Annotated in this window: 12 protein-coding genes; 6 read left to right on the forward strand and 6 right to left on the reverse strand. The window is 52.3% G+C overall.

The features are described 5' to 3' along the window. Positions 1–27 precede the first annotated feature (27 nt). Positions 28–744 carry a zinc metallopeptidase gene (locus MMG03_RS08555; RefSeq protein ID WP_083539733.1) on the forward strand — a complete coding sequence of 239 codons (717 nt, stop codon included), beginning with the start codon at positions 28–30 and terminating at the stop codon, positions 742–744. Positions 745–1,064: 320 nt separating this feature from the next. Here MMG03_RS08555 and MMG03_RS08560 read toward each other — a convergent pair whose 3' ends face one another. Continuing rightward, entirely contained in the window at positions 1,065–2,825 is a 1,761-nt protein-coding gene (locus tag MMG03_RS08560; RefSeq protein WP_249506101.1) for a segregation/condensation protein A, read from the reverse strand. A 90-nt stretch (positions 2,826–2,915) separates the two neighbouring features. On the opposite strand from MMG03_RS08560, the gene MMG03_RS08565 reads away from it, so the two are divergent. Then, positions 2,916–3,488, forward strand: coding sequence for an FISUMP domain-containing protein (locus MMG03_RS08565; RefSeq protein ID WP_249506102.1), 573 nt, complete (start codon positions 2,916–2,918; stop codon positions 3,486–3,488). 73 nt (positions 3,489–3,561) lie between these two features. Here MMG03_RS08565 and glmS read toward each other — a convergent pair whose 3' ends face one another. Then, entirely contained in the window at positions 3,562–5,388 is a 1,827-nt protein-coding gene (gene glmS, locus MMG03_RS08570) for a glutamine--fructose-6-phosphate transaminase (isomerizing) (RefSeq protein ID WP_249506103.1), read from the reverse strand. Positions 5,389–5,515: 127 nt separating this feature from the next. Here glmS and MMG03_RS08575 point away from each other — a divergent pair, with 127 nt between their 5' ends. After that, positions 5,516–6,457 (forward strand): FKBP-type peptidyl-prolyl cis-trans isomerase, encoded by a 942-nt coding sequence (locus MMG03_RS08575; protein WP_083538093.1) that lies wholly within the window; start codon positions 5,516–5,518, stop codon positions 6,455–6,457. 155 nt (positions 6,458–6,612) lie between these two features. After that, the gene (locus tag MMG03_RS16110; RefSeq protein ID WP_249506104.1) at positions 6,613–7,926 is read left to right on the forward strand and encodes a M23 family metallopeptidase; all 1,314 of its coding nucleotides are present in this window, start codon (positions 6,613–6,615) and stop codon (positions 7,924–7,926) included. 6 nt (positions 7,927–7,932) lie between these two features. Here the strand turns inward: MMG03_RS16110 and MMG03_RS08585 are convergent, their stop codons facing one another. The 3 genes from MMG03_RS08585 to MMG03_RS08595 are packed head-to-tail and all read right to left on the reverse strand — an operon-like array spanning position 7,933 to position 11,516. Further along, positions 7,933–9,351, reverse strand: a complete 1,419-nt coding sequence (locus MMG03_RS08585) for a S41 family peptidase (RefSeq protein ID WP_249506105.1) — start codon at positions 9,349–9,351, stop codon at positions 7,933–7,935. A gap of 41 nt (positions 9,352–9,392) precedes the next feature. Next, the gene (locus MMG03_RS08590; RefSeq protein WP_249506106.1) at positions 9,393–10,724 is read right to left on the reverse strand and encodes a S41 family peptidase; all 1,332 of its coding nucleotides are present in this window, start codon (positions 10,722–10,724) and stop codon (positions 9,393–9,395) included. A gap of 39 nt (positions 10,725–10,763) precedes the next feature. Then, positions 10,764–11,516: a leucine-rich repeat domain-containing protein gene (locus MMG03_RS08595; protein ID WP_073158764.1), complete on the reverse strand. Its 753-nt coding sequence runs from the start codon at positions 11,514–11,516 to the stop codon at positions 10,764–10,766. Positions 11,517–11,818: 302 nt separating this feature from the next. Between MMG03_RS08595 and MMG03_RS08600 the strand changes: the two genes are divergently transcribed. Beyond that, positions 11,819–13,711, forward strand: a complete 1,893-nt coding sequence (locus MMG03_RS08600) for an AIPR family protein (RefSeq protein WP_073158767.1) — start codon at positions 11,819–11,821, stop codon at positions 13,709–13,711. Between the two features lie 236 nt (positions 13,712–13,947). Then, entirely contained in the window at positions 13,948–15,402 is a 1,455-nt protein-coding gene (locus MMG03_RS08605) for a fibrobacter succinogenes major paralogous domain-containing protein (RefSeq protein WP_249506107.1), read from the forward strand. A gap of 129 nt (positions 15,403–15,531) precedes the next feature. Here the strand turns inward: MMG03_RS08605 and MMG03_RS08610 are convergent, their stop codons facing one another. Continuing rightward, positions 15,532–16,587: a PD-(D/E)XK nuclease family transposase gene (locus MMG03_RS08610; RefSeq protein ID WP_249506108.1), complete on the reverse strand. Its 1,056-nt coding sequence runs from the start codon at positions 16,585–16,587 to the stop codon at positions 15,532–15,534. Positions 16,588–16,633 lie beyond the last annotated feature (46 nt).

Genomic DNA, 16,633 nt, shown 5'->3' on the forward strand with positions numbered 1-16,633 from the left:
TGTACATTTAGGGTAGAGGTATAAAATATGATGTTTGATCCCCTATATATGTCCATCCTGGTGGTAACCCTTGCCCTTTCCGGCATTGTTTCGTGGATGGTGAAGTCCCGCTTTAACGCAGGGCAGAAAGTGAATATTTCCAGCGGCCTGACCGGTGCCGATGTGGCCAAGGCGATCCTTATGGATGCTGGCATTACCGATGTGACTGTACATGTGCATCAAGGTTTTCTTTCGGATCACTATAATCCGCTGAACAAGACCCTCAACCTTTCAAAGGAAGTTTTTTACGGCAGGAATGCAAGCGCTGCTGGCGTAGCCGCCCACGAAGTGGGCCATGCTATTCAGCATGCACAGGGGTATTTCCCCCTGTGGCTCCGCAGCTTCATCGTGCCCGCCGCCAACATCGGTTCCAATCTGGGACCGTGGCTTGTGATTATCGGTATCATCCTGATGGGTGCCGGTCGCGCCCTAGGGTACTCCCTGGCTATCGTTGGCGTTCTGCTGTTTGCCATCGCCACCCTCTTTACGCTGGTGACTGTTCCGGTTGAATTTGACGCCTCTGCCCGCGCCAAGAAGGCTCTTGCCCGCATGGACATCGTGGCCCAGGGTCGCGAATACAATACGGTAAGCGGAGTGCTCTTTGCCGCAGGCCTTACCTATGTGGCGGCCGCTATCGGTTCCATTATGCAGTTGCTGTACTGGGCTTACCGCGCCGGGCTGCTGGGCGGCCGTAGCGACGATTAGCTCGTCATACTGCCGCGACGATTGTTGGCTGCATTCAGTCAAAAATGCTGAAAAATGCGATTCTTACGAACCAAATGGCATATATATCGCTGTTTGGTTCGTATTGTTTTGTATAAAGTAATTGAAATTGGGCGGAAGAATGTCGAAAAATCGCATTTGGGAATGAAAAAGGATTGTGAAATTCTCTAATTCTCAAATTTAAAATGAAATTTTGTCCCGAAATACGGAATTTTATTGTGTATAAACTAAATAACTACTTACCGATGCTGGAGAATTTGTTCGCTTGGTTAGTAGTTTTTCAAATTTCGTGAATTTGAGGATTATTTCTTGCCGAAGTTCTTGGCACTGCGGGTAAGGTAGGCGATATATTCAGCATCGGTCATTTCGTTGCCAGCGAAGATGGGGCCCTCGTCCTCATCTTCTTTTTCGTCTGCGGGTGCCGGGGCCGGTGCGACAGGTGCTGCGGGCGTCTCAGAAACCGGGCGCTCCTCGACAGGCTTGACGGCGGGTTCGGCAGGGGCCTGGGTAGGCTTTGGCATGGGCATTGCCGGGGCTTCGCCCTGACCGCCGTTGTTGTAGAATTCCTGGGCCTTGCGCATGAACTCGGCGAATTCCTCGTCGGACATCTGGGACGGATCGCTGCTTGCGGCAGGCTGTTCTGTCTTTGCGATGGTTGCGTCGGGTTGTTCCGCTGCACTGGCGACAACAGGCTCTTCTGCAGGCTCTTCTTCGTCATCGTCGGCGGAAGTGACTACGACGACGGGGGCGTCATCCTCTTCATCTTCTGCGGTTTCGAATTCATCGCCGTCTTCAAAATCATCTTCAAACTCGCCATCTTCAAACTCGTCGCCAAGGTCTTCGCTTGCGGCAGTTTCGGTGGGCTCGTCGTCTGCGAATTCTGCGAGACGTTCAACGACCGGTTCTTCGATGGACTCGTTGGCGGCTTGTGCCGGTTCTGCGGGCTCGCTAACCATTTCCGCGGCCTGTGCATTTTCCGCGGCTTCTGCAGCCGGTGCTGTACCTTCCTGCGGCATGCCGTTCATGGCCTGTTCGGCGGCTTCGTCTGCCTTCATCATTTCGGCGAAGGGATTTTCCTGCACGTCGGACATATCCACCTTGCCTTCCAGCATGGCGGTCAAGTCTTCGTCAGAAACGCTGCGGCCGTTGTTGGTCCACTGCACCGCTTCGCGCATGACAGCGGCCAAGTCTCCCACAGACTGTTCCTGGGAGCGGGCCAATGCCTGGTTACGGATGGCTTCCACAAGGCCGGGCTTGACGTCGGGATCCTTGCTGAAGAACACGGTCTCGCGAGCCATTTCGTCGGCATAATCAGCATTGTTCTTCTTGCGGTAAATCCAGATCGGTCCAAAAAGTTCGCTCTGTCTAAAGACGATTTCGTCGGTCTTGATCATCTCCAGCATAGCCATGAAGGTAACGGCTGCCACGATGGGGTGGGAGTCGTTGTCCAGCAGGTCTTCGAACAGGGCGCGACCATTGACGCTCAGGTAATTGTTGATTGCCTGCTGACGGTCCTGAATGGTGACGTAATCCAGTTCGATGTGGTGGATAGTCTCGGAAATCTTGGTCTTCAGACTCTTCTGATAGGCGCGGAAAAGCTGCCAGATGTTGGCGTCGGCCAGGGTGTCTTCGTCGGACTGGGTCTTTTCGAGACGGCCGCGGGAATAAGTACCGAAGTTGTTGCCTTCCATTTCCTGGAGGCCGCTGGCCACCTGCTTGAATCGCTGGTATTCCAGCATTTCCTTCATGAGGGCTTCGCGGTCTTCGTTGTATTCCGCTTCCATTTCGGGGTCGCGTTCTTCGGCAGGCAAAAGTTCCTGCACCTTCAGCGCCATCAGTCGGCTGGCCATCGACAAAAAGTCGCCTGCCTTGGAAAGGTCCATGCTGGTGGATTCGCTATAGACGTTCACCCATTTCAAGAACTGGTCGGCAATTTCCGCAATGGAAATCTGTTCCAGGGGAACTTCCTTCTTCTGGACAAGGTACACCAGAAGGTCCATGGGGCCGTTGAAGGCTCCAATGCGGACTTCGTAATCTTCCTGTTCCAAAAATTCCTGTTCCATGGAGCGAGAAATGTAGAAAAATCAGAATGGAACGTCTTGCTTTATGGGGTGGATGGAATCTAGATTTATTCAAAGAAAAGGAGCTGCTCCATGACCTGGAAACCATCTCGGATTTTGAAGTCTCTGCCCCGCGTCATGGCCGGGGTTTCGTTGCTGACGGCCCTGTGCTTTGCGGGCACCCTTGTAGATAAAAGGGACGGGACGTCATACAAGACCGTCAAACTGGGGAAACAAGTTTGGATGGCGGAGAATCTGAACTTCAAGACTCCGGGAAGCAAGTGCTTTAATGGCGACGACTGCGCCACCTATGGACGCTTCTACCGCTGGAAAGAAGCTCGTGAAATTTGCCCCGACGGCTGGCACCTTCCGGTAAAGGGGGAACTGGATGCCCTTCTGAAGCTTGGTCCCAAGAACCTCCAGTCCGCAAACGGATTCGACTTGAAATTCGCAGGCAGTTTTGGGGGACAGGACGATGTCGTCTACAATGCCGATAATTCCTTTATCTGGAGCGATACCTTTGTAGACGAGTGCGGTGAAGGTGACGAAGGCATCATCGACTGTTCCTACACCTACGTCCTCAGGAATTCCCATTTCGGAATTTCCATCGTGGAAGAATTCTTTGATGCGGATGTGCTCTATTCGGTACGGTGTGTCAAGGATTAGTTTGGACGTCAAATGAAAAAGCCTCCAGGAAAAATCCTGGAGGCTTCTTTGCAAACTTTTGAGACCCTGCGGATTATTCCACAGTCACGCTCTTGGCCAGGTTGCGGGGCTGGTCCACGTCGTTTCCGCGGAGCACGGCAATGTGGTAAGCCATGAGCTGCAGGGGAATGCAGGTGAGGATCGGCATCAGCATGCTGATGGTCTTGGGAACCTTGATCAGATGGTCGGCGATTTCATCCAGCGGGTGGCAATCGTCGGTCGTGATGGCGATAACCTTACCGTCTCGGGCCTTGATTTCACGGACGTTACTGATAACCTTGTCAAAGAGGGCGTCCTTGGGGGCGATGACCACCACGGGCATGTTTTCGTCGATCAGGGCGATGGGGCCGTGCTTCATTTCGGCAGCGGGGTAGCCTTCGGCATGGATGTAGCTGATTTCCTTCAACTTCAGAGCGCCTTCCATAGCAACAGGGTAGTTGTAGTGGCGTCCCAGATAAAGGAAGTTGTTTGCCTTTACATACTTCTGGGCGATGCCTGCAATCTGGTCCGAAAGCTTGAGGGTCTGTTCCACCTGTTCCGGCAATTCCTGCATGGCCTTGACGATATCTGCACCGCTTTCAAAGCTGAGGCGACGCTGACGGCCCAACAGCAATGCAATCATGGCAAGAACGGTCACCTGGGAAGTAAATGCCTTGGTACTTGCCACACCGATTTCGGGACCGGCGTGCAGATAAACGCCACCGTCGCTTGTACGGGCGATGGTAGAACCAACGCCGTTACAGATGGCAAGAGCGGTGGCTCCCTTCTGCTGGGCTTCCTTCAATGCGGCCAAGGTATCGGCGGTTTCACCGGACTGTGAAATGGCCAGCACCAGGGTGCCCGGCTTAATGATGGGGTTGCGGTAGCGGAACTCGGAAGCGTATTCCACTTCAACAGGAACGCCTGCCAGATCTTCGATCATGTATTCGCCAACCATGCCGGCATAATAGCTGGTACCGCAGGCGGTAATGATAATGCGGTTGATGTTGCGGAGCTCGCGGATGTTGGTGTCGAGGCCTGCAAGCTTTGCGTTGCCTTCGGCGCACAGGAGGCGTCCGCGCATGGTGTTGCGGAGCACTTCGGGCTGTTCAAAAATTTCCTTCAGCATGAAGTGGGCGAAGCCGCCCTTGGCGATGGAGTCCGCATCGAATTCCACATCCTGGACTTCGTGCTGAACCGGCTGGCTCTGGGTGTTCAGCAGGTTGTACTTTTCACGATGGATTTCCACCACGTCGTTGTCGTCCAGATAGACCACCTTCTGGGTGTGGCTGATGATGGCGGAAACGTCACTGGCCAGGAAGAATTCGTTCTGACCGATACCGAGAATCAGGGGGCTACCGCGACGTGCGCCAATCAGAGTATTGGGCTCATCCTTGCAGATGACGGCCAGGCCGAAAGTTCCTTCGATGAGGGAGAGGGCCTTGAGAACCGCTTCCTTCAGGTTGCCCTTGTAGAACTTTGCAATCAGGTGAGTCACCACTTCGGTGTCTGTTTCGGACTTGAACAGGATGCCGTCTGCCTGGAGACGCTTCTTCAGGGAGGCATAGTTTTCGATAATGCCGTTATGGACAATGGAAATCTTGCCGTCAAAGCTCTGGTGGGGGTGGGCGTTCTGTTCGGTGGGGGCGCCGTGGGTGGCCCAGCGTGTGTGGGCGATACCGATGCTTCCGCTTACAGGGGTGGCCTTGAGCTTAGCTTCCAATGCCGAAATTTTGCCCGATGCGCGAACAGTGCTGATTTCATCATTGTCGATGAGGGCGACGCCCGAACTGTCGTAACCACGGTATTCTAGCTTCTTTAGACCGCCAACTAGAATCGGTAAAGCCTCACTTTGCCCAATATACGCGACAATTCCACACATATAAATTCCTTACTTTTTTAATAAAGTGCAATATATGAAAATCTTTTGGTAAAAATGCGTTACAGATTGTCTTTTGAAGCCGCATTTTGTTATTTTTCCACTCGTCTAACAAAAAAAGAGGAATGAAATGAACAAAAAAATGCTTCTTGCTGCAGGTGCAATTGCTCTTGCTATGACTGGTTGTGATCAGCTGTGCCAGGGTTCCGCTCCCGCAAAAAAGACTGCTCTCGTTACTGAAAAGGATAAGTATAGCTACGCTCTCGGTGCTCACTTTGGTAACCAGGCTCACTTCCAGCTGGTGACTCGCGACTCCATCGATCTGGACATCGACGTGTTTATCCAGGCTTTCAAGGAACGCTATAACGAAGATTCCGCAAGCTTCCTGATGAACGATTCCGTTATTTTCCAGACCCTGACCGACCTTTCTCAGTCCCGTCAGAAGGAAAAGGAAATGAAGGATAGCATCGCTGCCGCCAACAACAAGGCTGCTGGTGAAGCTTTCCTCGCTCAGAACAAGACTGCTGAAGGTGTCGTTACCACCGAAAGCGGCCTTCAGTACAAGGTAATTACCGAAGGTACTGGTGCAACTCCTGCCGATGGACACATCGTCAAGGTTCACTATACCGGTACTCTCCTGGATGGCACCAAGTTCGATAGCTCCGTCGATCGTGGCGAACCTCTGGAATTCCCCATTGGCGCAGTGATTCCGGGTTGGACCGAAATGCTGAAGCTCATGAAGGTTGGCGAAAAGGTTACCGCATGGATCCCCAGCGATATTGCTTACGGTCCCCGTGGTCGTGGCCCGCAGATTCCGGGTAACAGCACTCTCGTGTTCGAAATGGAATTGATCGACACCCACTCTGCTGACGAACCCAAGGCTGAACCCGCAAAGGAAGAAGCAAAGGCTGAAGTGAAGCCCGCTAAGGCTGAAAAGAAGGCTCCCGCCGCTAAGGCTGCAAAGCCCGCAGCTCCCAAGGCTGAAGCTAAGCCCGCTGCAGAAGCACCCGCTGCCGCTGCACCGGCTGCTGCTCCCGCCGCTGCTGCAGAAGCTCCGGCCGCTGCACAGTAATTTGCGCTGAAATCTTTTATGATTTGAGGACCTCTCCAAACAAAGGGAGAGGTCTTTTTTTATCTTGCGCTTGTTAACTGAAATAGCTGCATTTTATGTGATGCTTTTTGAGGGTTCGCAGATTTGACAATGCAGCTTGTATAGTCGAGGTGTTTGTGTTCCGTTTCTTTATAAAATTTGCGGTAGTCATTTGCGTCATCACCCTTTGGGGTTGTAACGAACAGGAAAAGATCCTGCAGTTGCAGGCAGAGGGTGTCGCCCTTCAGGCCAAAATCGATTCCCTGAATCAGGCTATAGAACAGTCCCAGATGCTTCCCGGAAACTGGGTTGTAGAAAATGATACGGTCCGTGCTGGCGATGGCTTGTTCCAGGTGCTTTCCCGCATGCATATTAACGAAAAGGAACGCGGCAAGTTGGTGCTTGGCATGCAGGATAGCGTGGAACTTTCCAAGATGCGTGTGGGGCAGGTCTTCTTTGCCGCCCTGGATTCTACAGGCAGCGTTCAGCGATTCCGCTATGCCACTTCTCCCGCCACCATCCACATGATGAGCAAGACGGATACGGGCTACATCTATAGCCGTATCGAAAAGCCGGTGACCCGCCGCATGTCTATTTTCGAGGGTGCTCTTACCGAAGGCAGCACCCTGAACGGCACCCTGTTCAAGGTGGGCATTCCTGGCCGCATGGTGGGTATCGTCAGTGGCGTGCTCCAGTGCAAGGTGGCCTTCCCTCTGGCCCGTGCCGGCGACAAGTTCCGTATCCTTCTGGAAGAGACGTTCTATCAGGATTCTATCTGGATTAGCGGCAAGGTGGTCTATGCCGAATTCGACGGTCGCATTGTGGGCCATCACGAAGCCTTCCGCTACGAGGATCCGGATCCCAAGAGTTCCTTTAACGCCCACTATACCGAAAAGGGCGAAGCCCTGGTCTATGACGGTCTGCGTTACCCCTTGGACCGTCTCCACGTAACAAGCCCCTATGGCTCCCGAATTCACCCCATTACAGGCCAGCGCAAGAGCCATCACGGTATTGACTATGGTAACCCCACGGGCACTCCGGTTTATGCCGTGGCCGAAGGTGTGGTCGTGGTTTCGGGTTATGATGATTTAAGCGGTAACAAGATTGCAATCCGCCATCGCGACAATTCCCAGAGCTGGTACATGCACCTGTCTGTTCGCGGTGTAGGTGTCGGTGCCAAGGTGGCTCCCCGTCAGGTTATCGGCCGCGTGGGTAACACCGGTCGTAGCACCGGCCCCCATCTGCACTTCGGTTTCAAGAACGAGAAGGGCGCCTGGATCAATCCCACCAGCAAGACCATGATTGCGACTCCCAGACTGGAAGGGGAACGCCTGGGCCGCCTGCAAAAACAGGTTGCCGAAATCCGTGGAGAAATTGAAAAGACCCTGGCCGCTCCTGCGGTCAAGGCCAATGATACGACGGACGTCATGGTCCGTATGCGAAACCTGTAACAGGTGCTAATTCGCTACTTTCTTGAATCTGAAGCTTCCTGCGCCGCGGCGGATATAGTCGCGGTCAAGAACCTTTGCCTCGCTGCTTTCTCCGGCGGCTTCCTTGTCGAAGTTTCCTGTAGAGACCTTGCCGTAACCGGCTGTTCTTTTTTCTGTGCCTAGGGTGGCAATTTCTACAGCCTTGGTCATTTGCTTGTCGGGGTCGTAGATGAGGTGGTCGGGCTCGATTCCGAAGGAGTGGTATGTTTCCCCGTTCTTGTCAAAGATGTGGGCGTCGGTAATACCGAAGATTCCTCCTGCGAAGGTTTCGCTATAACCCTGGCCGATGCCCTTGCCGTAGGTGGTGGTTCCTACAATGGGGGAGGCCTTGTTGCTGGTAATGTTCATCAACATGATTTCAGAGCAGCTGGCGGTATTCTCGTTGGCCAGGAATACCACATACAGGTCCTTGCCGATGCCGTCGACTTCTGCGTAATCCGTGGTGGTGTCGAATTTTTGAACAATCTTGTTCTGAATTCCGCTTTGAACGGAATCCCAGGTGGCTTCAACGAATGTGGCCAGTTTTTCTCCCTTGGAAAGCAGGTCTGCCGATGCATTTTCGCAGTGTTCGATTGTGCCGCCACCATTGTCGCGCAAGTCGATGATGAGGGATTTGTCGCCGTTGTCTACAATCTTCTGGAGGCGTTCATGGAATTCTCCATAGGTTCCGTATTCGTTTGCGGTAATGTCGGTAAATTCATCGATGGTAATGACAGGGATGCCGCTTTTGTATGCCAGATGGACTGTAGGGGCGTTAAATGAGTCCAGCTGGATCACGGCGGTGTGGGATTCTCCGTCGCGGATGTATGCAATCTTGATGATGTCCAGCTTTTGCCCCTGAATCGCCTCTTCGTAATCGGCCTGGCTTGTGATGGTTCGGTAGTTTACCGCGGTGATGATGTCGCCTTCCTGCAGCCCTGCGAAATAGGCGGGGGAATTGCGGAAGATTTCGGTAAATACCAGTGCGTTGTCGATAACGTCAACCTCGGCGCCGATACCCACGCTTTCTGGAGATTCGGTCAGGGCCTTCATGATGCCGTCAGAGAACTCGGGGTCGTAATAGCGGGTGTACCTGTCGCTCATCTGGTTGTACATGCCGCAGACGTCTGCATAACGAGATGTGCAGGCACCCTTGGAGAAGTCGGCGGTAAAGAGTACCTTGAAGTAGACGTCGGGATCGCTGTTCAGTTCATTTTTGAGGTGGGCGTCGTAATAATAGGCGCTTAACAGAAAATGATTGTACAGGAGTTCCTGGTAATAGATGGATTCCCTGTCCTGGTCCGTGATTTCCTTTGTGGCGCTGCTGCTGTTTTCGGTACAGCCCCACATCAGGAAACCCATGGTCAACGCAGCAATGCTTGCTATAGATAAACTTTTGTTCTTCATTTCATCCTCAATAAACTAACCCAGACTTTCTAACCCAACGTTCAAAATATAAGAAAAGGTTCTTCACTTTCTATGAAAGCACCACCGATAGATGGTTTGCTGGGGCTAATGGCCTTCTTCGAAACTTTATCGTCTTCGGAATCGGAGAACTTTTTCCCGTAATATTTTTCTAGGGCTTTCATGCCGCAATTCAAGTCGACGCTTTGACAGGGGTAGTCGGGAATGATTCCGATTTTGTGGTAGGAGTTCCCCTTGGGTGTCAAAAATTCCAGGTTGGTGATAATGGCGAGGCCGCCTGCCATGGTGTTCCAGGTGGTCTGCCCGATGCCCTTGCCGTAGGTAGTGTCGCCGGCAACAGGGATGCCAGCGCCCTCGGCGATGGCTGCAGTAAAGATTTCCGCGCAGCTGGCGCTTCCTCCGTTGACCAGGGCCAGGAACTTTCCTTCTTCGCCTGCGTCTCCGGAAATGGCGTTAGATGTATTTGACTTTTTGACAGGAGTCCCGTCGCCGTTAAAAGTTCTCCAGCTTCGGGTAGAAATGGGTCCGGACTTTATGAATAGATCCGCCATGTTGACGCACTGGGTTACATGTCCGCCCGGGTTGTTTCTCAGGTCCAGTATTCTGGGCTTGCTGTAATTCCGCGTGGAATCAAGATAGGCTTTCAGTTCGCCATACGATCCCTTTTCCTTGTCGGCGGTAGTTTGTTTGAACTCGGTGATGGTAACCACGATGGTTCCGTCGATTGTGGTATCTACGAAAACGGTGGGGGCGTAAACGTCTTCCTTTTCCATCTTGTAAGAAAGGGTGTCGTCTTCGTAGGCGACCTTCAATTCAATGGACTTGTTGTAATTCAGGACGGAATCGTAGGTGTTGTAGGCAGCGCTATAAGAAAATGTCTCGGTTTGCAGAAGGCTCTTGCCGTTGACTTCCGTGATGTAACCCCAGCGGCGAATTCCTGCGCGCCCTGCAGGGCCATTGGGGTAGACCCGCTTAATGCGCAAGGGGTATGGCTGGTTAGCGTAGAGCACGTATTCCATGCCTAGAGAACCGGGGACGATGCTGGTGTTGATGGAGATGGAAGTCTGCTCGCTCTTGGACGGGGCCACGTATCGGGTGAATGGGTCGTCCAGGACTTCATACAGGGTTTGAACGGAATCCCCTTCCGGTTCCAGTTTTTCCAGTTCCTCTTCGAAGAGGTAGGTCCGTTCCAGCAGCCAGTAATTGTAGGTGTACTCTGTGGGGGCGGGGGTGCTTTCTACGGGGTGCATAAAATCACCGCAACCCCAGAGGTTGGCGATAATAAGCATACCGATAAAAAAAGAAAAAACCGATGGAATGTTCTTCACACCGGTTTCTGTAGAAAGCTTCTGCATAACCCTTTAGTCTTTAACCTTTAATCGCTAAGCTAATGATTACTGGTCGATTTTCAGGTTCTTCTTGTCCAACAGGATGCGAGGAACGCCGCCTTCCATGGGGTTTTCCATGACGGAGATGGTTTCCAGCTTTTCGCATTCGGCCAGGCTTTCGGGCAGGGATTCCAGCTGGTTTGCGTCCAGGACCAGTTCCTTCAGGTTCTTGAGGTTGCCGAATTCAGAAGGAATTGCTCCCAGGCTGTTGCCGGAGATCATGAGAATTTCCAGGGATTCCAGCTTGCCCAGGGTGGCGGGGATGCTGGTGAGATCGTTATTGTCAAGATAGAGTTTTTTCAGCTTGGAGAGCTTGCCCAGAGATGCGGGAATTTCGGCCAGCATGTTGTCGTGGAGACTCAGCTTGGTCACCTTGGTCCAGGAGCCGATTTTGTCGGTCAGGTCCAGCAGCTGGTTCTTGGCGATGTTCACCTGCTGCAGGTTCTTGAGGTTACCTACGGAATCCGGCAGTTCAGACAGACTGTTGTAACCCAGGTACAGGTGTTCCAGCTGGGTCAATTCGCCAATGGTTTCGGGAAGTTCCATCAGGTCGTTTTCGCTGACGGAAAGCTTTTTAAGGTTCTTGAGCTTGCCGATGTCATCGGGCAGTTCTACCAGCATATTACGGTCTAGAACCAGTTCCTCGAGGGAATCCAGTTCGAACAGTTCCGGAGGGAGCAGACGAATATTCTGCTGCGACAGATCCAGTGATTTGGACTTGTCGGCTTTGGCCTTGGCAATAACATCGAGCAAATTCATAACGTATCTCCTATAGCTTTAATCATAGTATTTTTAAGTTGCGTTGGAGCGACATCGGCCGAAAAAATGCTAAAATCCATCTTACATTTTTCGTACGGTTAGAGGTAATGATTTGAGTGTTTTTCTATAATTAGTGCTCAAATGTTTATGAAAACGTCAATTTTTTTCAAAAAAAATTAAAAGTTTTTTGAAAATTGTGCTCAAAGGGGGGGATTTGAAGCTATTTTTTATATATAAATATGACAAATTGGAAGGTACATCATTAGTACCGGACTTTTTAGTGTATCATACTGAGGAAAAAAATGGAATTGACCAAATCACAGGAACGCCGTCTAGCATTTGTAGCTAGCCTTTTGAGTCTTAACCCTAACGATCCTACTGATCGAATCAAGGCACTTCGGCACCTAAACCTGGATGAAAATGGTTGCTTCCATGGATTCCAATACTCCCAGGGCTTTATGGAATTCTTCATCTTCCTGGATGAAGATACTCCCCTCGAAAAGGTTGTGGCTCACCTGAATGCCGACCTGAAGCAGTTGCAGATCGCCGTGTTCCGTACCAGCGATCCTTCCAATCCGTTCTTCATGTCTCTCCGTGAAGAAGCCGACCCCTGGGCTGTCAACAAGATTTCCGATGATGCCGAAGAAGAAGATTCCGATGCACCGGCAAGCCGCCCCTACATGGAAACTCTGGAAATCACCGTGCTCCGCACCCGCGCCAGCCGCGATATTACCGACTCCGAACTGGAACGTACCCTTAAGGACATGCGCCGTAAGCTTACCCTCTGGAAGGACGAAATCAAGGCCAAGCTGGAAATCGTTGCCGAACACGATGACCTGACCCGCGACTTCCGCTCCGCCGACGACAAGCTTGAAATCGTCATGGAATCCGAACCGCTGCACCTCACCAGCGATCACGGTGAACTCTTCCTCGGTTTCTGCCCCATCCGTACCATTTTCGACTACCATGTTGCATTGGGCAAGCGCCTCAAGACTAAGCACAACATGGCTATCGTCAGCTCCAACATCCGTACCTACCTCGGTAACCTCACTCATACCAACGCAGCCCTTATCGATGCCTTCCAGACCATGGAACGCGCCGACGACCAGAATGTGAACGTGGACGACTTCCCGTTCCTGCACAACGGTATGACCCTTACCGGCGATGACCTGCGCCTGAAGGATCGTGACGGCAAGAAGGTGCTGTTCATTGAACGCCCCAAGATTATTAACGGTGCTCAGTCCCTGTTCACCTACGAACAGTACGCCAAGAAGAGCAAGAAGCCGGTGAACCCCTACGTTCTCGTGAAGGTTGTGGTGCCGTACCCCGGTGCAGACAGCTTCCTGAACCAGGTGACCATGGCTAACAACCGCCAGAACCCGGTATTCAGCTACCACCTGCGCGCTGCAGACGATCTGCAGTTCTTCATCTGGCAGCGTTACCAGGAAGAAGGCTTTACCTATGTCTATAAGGATGGCGTCCGCCTGAAGGCTCGTACCCGTAAGCTGGAAGTCCGTATGCGTCCGGAACTTGCAAAGACCCTGTTCATGATGGATGGCAAGCTTTCTGAATGCCGTTCTTCTGATTGCATCTTCGACAAGGAAACTCTTTACCAGCGTTGTTTCGGCGCCTTCGTCCGCGTGGCTCCCGAAAAGGAACGCGATTTCGTTCGCAAGACTATCGCCTTCACCAAGGCATGGCAGCTCCTGAGCCGTCTGCCCATCAAGATCCGTAAGGTGACCCCGGGTAAGGGCGTGTCTATCGAAGCTAACGACGATAATCCGCTGACCCGCATTACCTGGAACGGCCGTCTTGAAGACAAGTTCATCTTCCGTAGCGCCGTCAAGGACCTGGTCGTGGCTCTGGCCCTCAAGCACTGGCTCATCTACGGTGATCCGATCCAGGACTTCGAATGGCTGGTCGAAAACGAACTGAACTTCAACGATTCTATCCTGAAGTATGCCGCCAAGATCTACACCGACGATCTGAAGGGCATCCTCATCAGCGAATTCAAGGATAACTCCAACTACTACGACACCATCACCACCATCGACAAGGATAGCGGTGAATCTGTGGAACGTCGCCTGTGGAAGGGCTTCTCCAACACGGCCACCTACGAAAAGATGATGGATCTGTTGTGCAAGAAGAACCCCCAGTGGGAAAAGTGCCGCGAAGGTATTGAAGCATTTATTTAGGAAAATGAGGCCGGTCCCCTTGCAGGGTCCCTTTGAGGGATGAGGTCGCACCTTCGGTGCTTTTAGGTAAAAGGCTCCTGGCGAATGCCGGGGGCTTTTTGTGTTTGTGGGATTGGTTTTGGACGTACAGTCCGTTAATACTTGTTTGGGGAGAGGGGCTCTGGCAAGGGCCTGTAAATTAAGTTATACTTAACGCATGGAGCGAGTATGCAAACTTGTTCTCGGGGGTAGATTCGATGAACATAAATTTTTTTGAAATGGTTGCGGTTAAGGCCGGCTTTGTTGCCTTTGCTCTGGCCATGGGTCTTGTGGCCTGTGGCGATGATGGTTCTACAAATGGACCGTCTAATGGCCATAATGACTCGAGTGCTTCGTTCGTTGAGTCTGAAGATGATTTGCCTAACTGTACAGAAAGTAGGGATGGTTCTGTTAGCTTTGTTGACGGGACTAAGGAAGGCTTTGTTTGTAAGGATCGTAAGTGGCTTCATTACGATATGATTGTTGACGTTGATGAAAACTTGCCTGGCTGCACGGGGTCAAGAGAAGGCCTGACTGCCTACCTTTATGAAGAAAACCGCGAACTGAAATGTGTAGAAGGTGTCTGGGGGGCTGTTGGCGAAGCGGCTGGCTCGTCTTCTTCTGTCTTCCCGAGTTCTTCTTCAAGTGTCATCCCGGGCACCGCCCCGGAATCTGGCAGCTCCGTTGCGTCGTCCAGTTCCGCGAAGTCTTCGTCGTCGGTAGCGAGCAGCTCCAGCGAAAAAAGTAGCAGCTCCGTTGCGTCGTCCAGTTCCGCGAAGTCCTCGTCGTCGGTAGCGAGCAGCTCCAGCGAAAAGAGTAGCAGCTCTGTTGCGTCGTCCAGTTCCGCGAAGTCCTCGTCGTCGGTAGCGAGCAGCTCCAGCGAAAAGAGTAGCAGCTCCGTTGCGTCGTCCAGTTCCGCGAAGTCCTCGTCGTCAGTTGCAAGTAGTTCCTCCGCAAAGAGTAGCAGCTCTGTTGCTGACAAGGCAAACTGTGCCTACTTGAATCCGAACATTGACTACGGCACCATGACCGACACCCGCGACGGCCAGGTGTACAAGACCGTCACCATTGGCTCCCAGACTTGGATGGCAGAAAACTTGAACTACGACCCGGGGAATGTGTCTAGTATGGGCTCCTATGCATGGAGCGGCTGCTATAACAATGAGTCAAGTAATTGTTCCAAGTACGGTCGCCTGTACACCTGGGAAGTTGCCATGAATGACGCAAGCTGTAATTATGGTACAACCTGTGGTGCTTCTCTAAACCCGACAAATCCTGTTCGCGGTGTCTGCCCCAGCGGCTGGCATTTGCCTAGCCATTACGAGTTCGAACAGTTGATCAACTTTATAGACCCAACCTTCGGTTATAGCCATACTGATGACGCTTATTCATCTACCGCTGGCCAGTACCTGAAGTCCCTGTCCGGCTGGAACTCTAGCGGCAACGGATCGGATGCCTACTGTTTCTCCGCGCTCCCCGGTGGCTTCAGGAACCTCGATGGCTATTTCTACGGTGCCGGCTACGACGCTTACTTCTGGTCATCAGGTGAGTACGGTAGTAGCAACGCCTTCCACTTGGACTTGGTCCTGTACTACCTTAACGAGGGCGCACTCCTCTGCTGGAACGACAAGAGCGACGCAAGGTCGGTTCGCTGTCTCAAGGACTCTAACTAGACCGACGTAAGTCGGACTAGCGGTTGGCTAATGTAGGACAATCAAAGCGACAAAGGATTGCCCTTTTTACAAAAAAAACACCATTGCATTTTTTTGAATGGTGTTTTGATTGTTACTTTATCTGTGATTTTACTGTTGGAATAAGTTTTTCTGAATCTCCAGCACCCTTTCAATCGAAACATCGTTGTCTTCTGCGATTTCATCCAGGGTGAGCTTGCCTCGCTTTAAAGCCTTGATGACCGCCTCGGTCCGAGCTTCGTCCTTACCTTCAGCACGGCCTTCAGCACGACCTTCAGCACGGCCTTCTGCGTGTCCTTCGGCTAGTCCCTTTTCAAAGCCTTTTGCATGCCCTTCGTTGATGGCGTCGTCGATGCAACAGTCGATGTCGTACTGAGTAGTCATGGAAAAAGCCTGCCTTTCTAGAACTTCCTTGGGGGTTCTACGGATGCGCAACCGCTCGTAGGCGTCGCGGATGGCGCCCTGGGCGGTGCTGGGAATTTCGTCGCGGCTGCCGCAGTTGTTGATGAAGTCCATCCATTCCCGCTCCCTTTCGGGAACGTCCTTGGCGGCTTCCAGCTTCGGCAACTTAATGAAAATATAGTTCAAAACATCGCTTACGGGCAAGGCGTCCTTGTTTCCCAGGTCGCTCTTGCGATAGATTGCCCAGGTGTCGCGGTAGTCCTTGTTACCGTCGGTGGCGTTCTCGCAGATCCAGATGCTGTATATCTTGGGCATGCGATAACGTTCTGCGAGGGAGAGCTCGCGGCGGCGCTTCTGAAGGGAAAGAAGTTCTTCGCGGTGGGCCTCGGCGGCCATGACGGCTCCGTACAGAACGACGCGATCCTTAAAGTGAGTGTGACCGTATCTCTGCATCTCTACGTCGATGTATTCGCCCTTCTTGGTCTTGGCGTGAACATCGACACCGACGATGTCGTCGCTGGGGTAGATGACCGCCAGGTCGCGGTTCATGTGCTCAACCTCTGTAATGGCATCCTCGTCGTTGCGACGGAGGACTGCGTTCAGGAAGTCCATCAGGATTTCCTTGTCCTCGAAAAGCCTGACGAAGGCGGTGTTCTCCTTCGCGGAAAGGAAAGTGGATTGACGCAGCAGCTCCGGAATTTCCTGTTCCGGAAGGTCCTGGTTCAAAATGACACCGAAGTCGGCGCGTGATCCCAATGCTGTCATGGGATACCTCTTGAGAAAAAGTTTAACGATATGGTGCCGACCTCAA

Origin of the sequence: Fibrobacter sp. HC4, assembly GCF_023373925.1 — a bacterium.
Classification (GTDB): domain Bacteria; phylum Fibrobacterota; class Fibrobacteria; order Fibrobacterales; family Fibrobacteraceae; genus Fibrobacter.

Coding starts and splice junctions, on each gene's coding strand:
- MMG03_RS08555 (WP_083539733.1), top strand. CDS start 28: ATGATGTTTGATCCCCTATATATGTCCATCCTGGTGGTAACCCTTGCC.
- MMG03_RS08560 (WP_249506101.1), bottom strand. CDS start 2,825: ATGGAACAGGAATTTTTGGAACAGGAAGATTACGAAGTCCGCATTGGA.
- MMG03_RS08565 (WP_249506102.1), top strand. CDS start 2,916: ATGACCTGGAAACCATCTCGGATTTTGAAGTCTCTGCCCCGCGTCATG.
- glmS (WP_249506103.1), bottom strand. CDS start 5,388: ATGTGTGGAATTGTCGCGTATATTGGGCAAAGTGAGGCTTTACCGATT.
- MMG03_RS08575 (WP_083538093.1), top strand. CDS start 5,516: ATGAACAAAAAAATGCTTCTTGCTGCAGGTGCAATTGCTCTTGCTATG.
- MMG03_RS08585 (WP_249506105.1), bottom strand. CDS start 9,351: ATGAAGAACAAAAGTTTATCTATAGCAAGCATTGCTGCGTTGACCATG.
- MMG03_RS08590 (WP_249506106.1), bottom strand. CDS start 10,724: ATGCAGAAGCTTTCTACAGAAACCGGTGTGAAGAACATTCCATCGGTT.
- MMG03_RS08595 (WP_073158764.1), bottom strand. CDS start 11,516: ATGAATTTGCTCGATGTTATTGCCAAGGCCAAAGCCGACAAGTCCAAA.
- MMG03_RS08600 (WP_073158767.1), top strand. CDS start 11,819: ATGGAATTGACCAAATCACAGGAACGCCGTCTAGCATTTGTAGCTAGC.
- MMG03_RS08605 (WP_249506107.1), top strand. CDS start 13,948: ATGAACATAAATTTTTTTGAAATGGTTGCGGTTAAGGCCGGCTTTGTT.
- MMG03_RS08610 (WP_249506108.1), bottom strand. CDS start 16,587: ATGACAGCATTGGGATCACGCGCCGACTTCGGTGTCATTTTGAACCAG.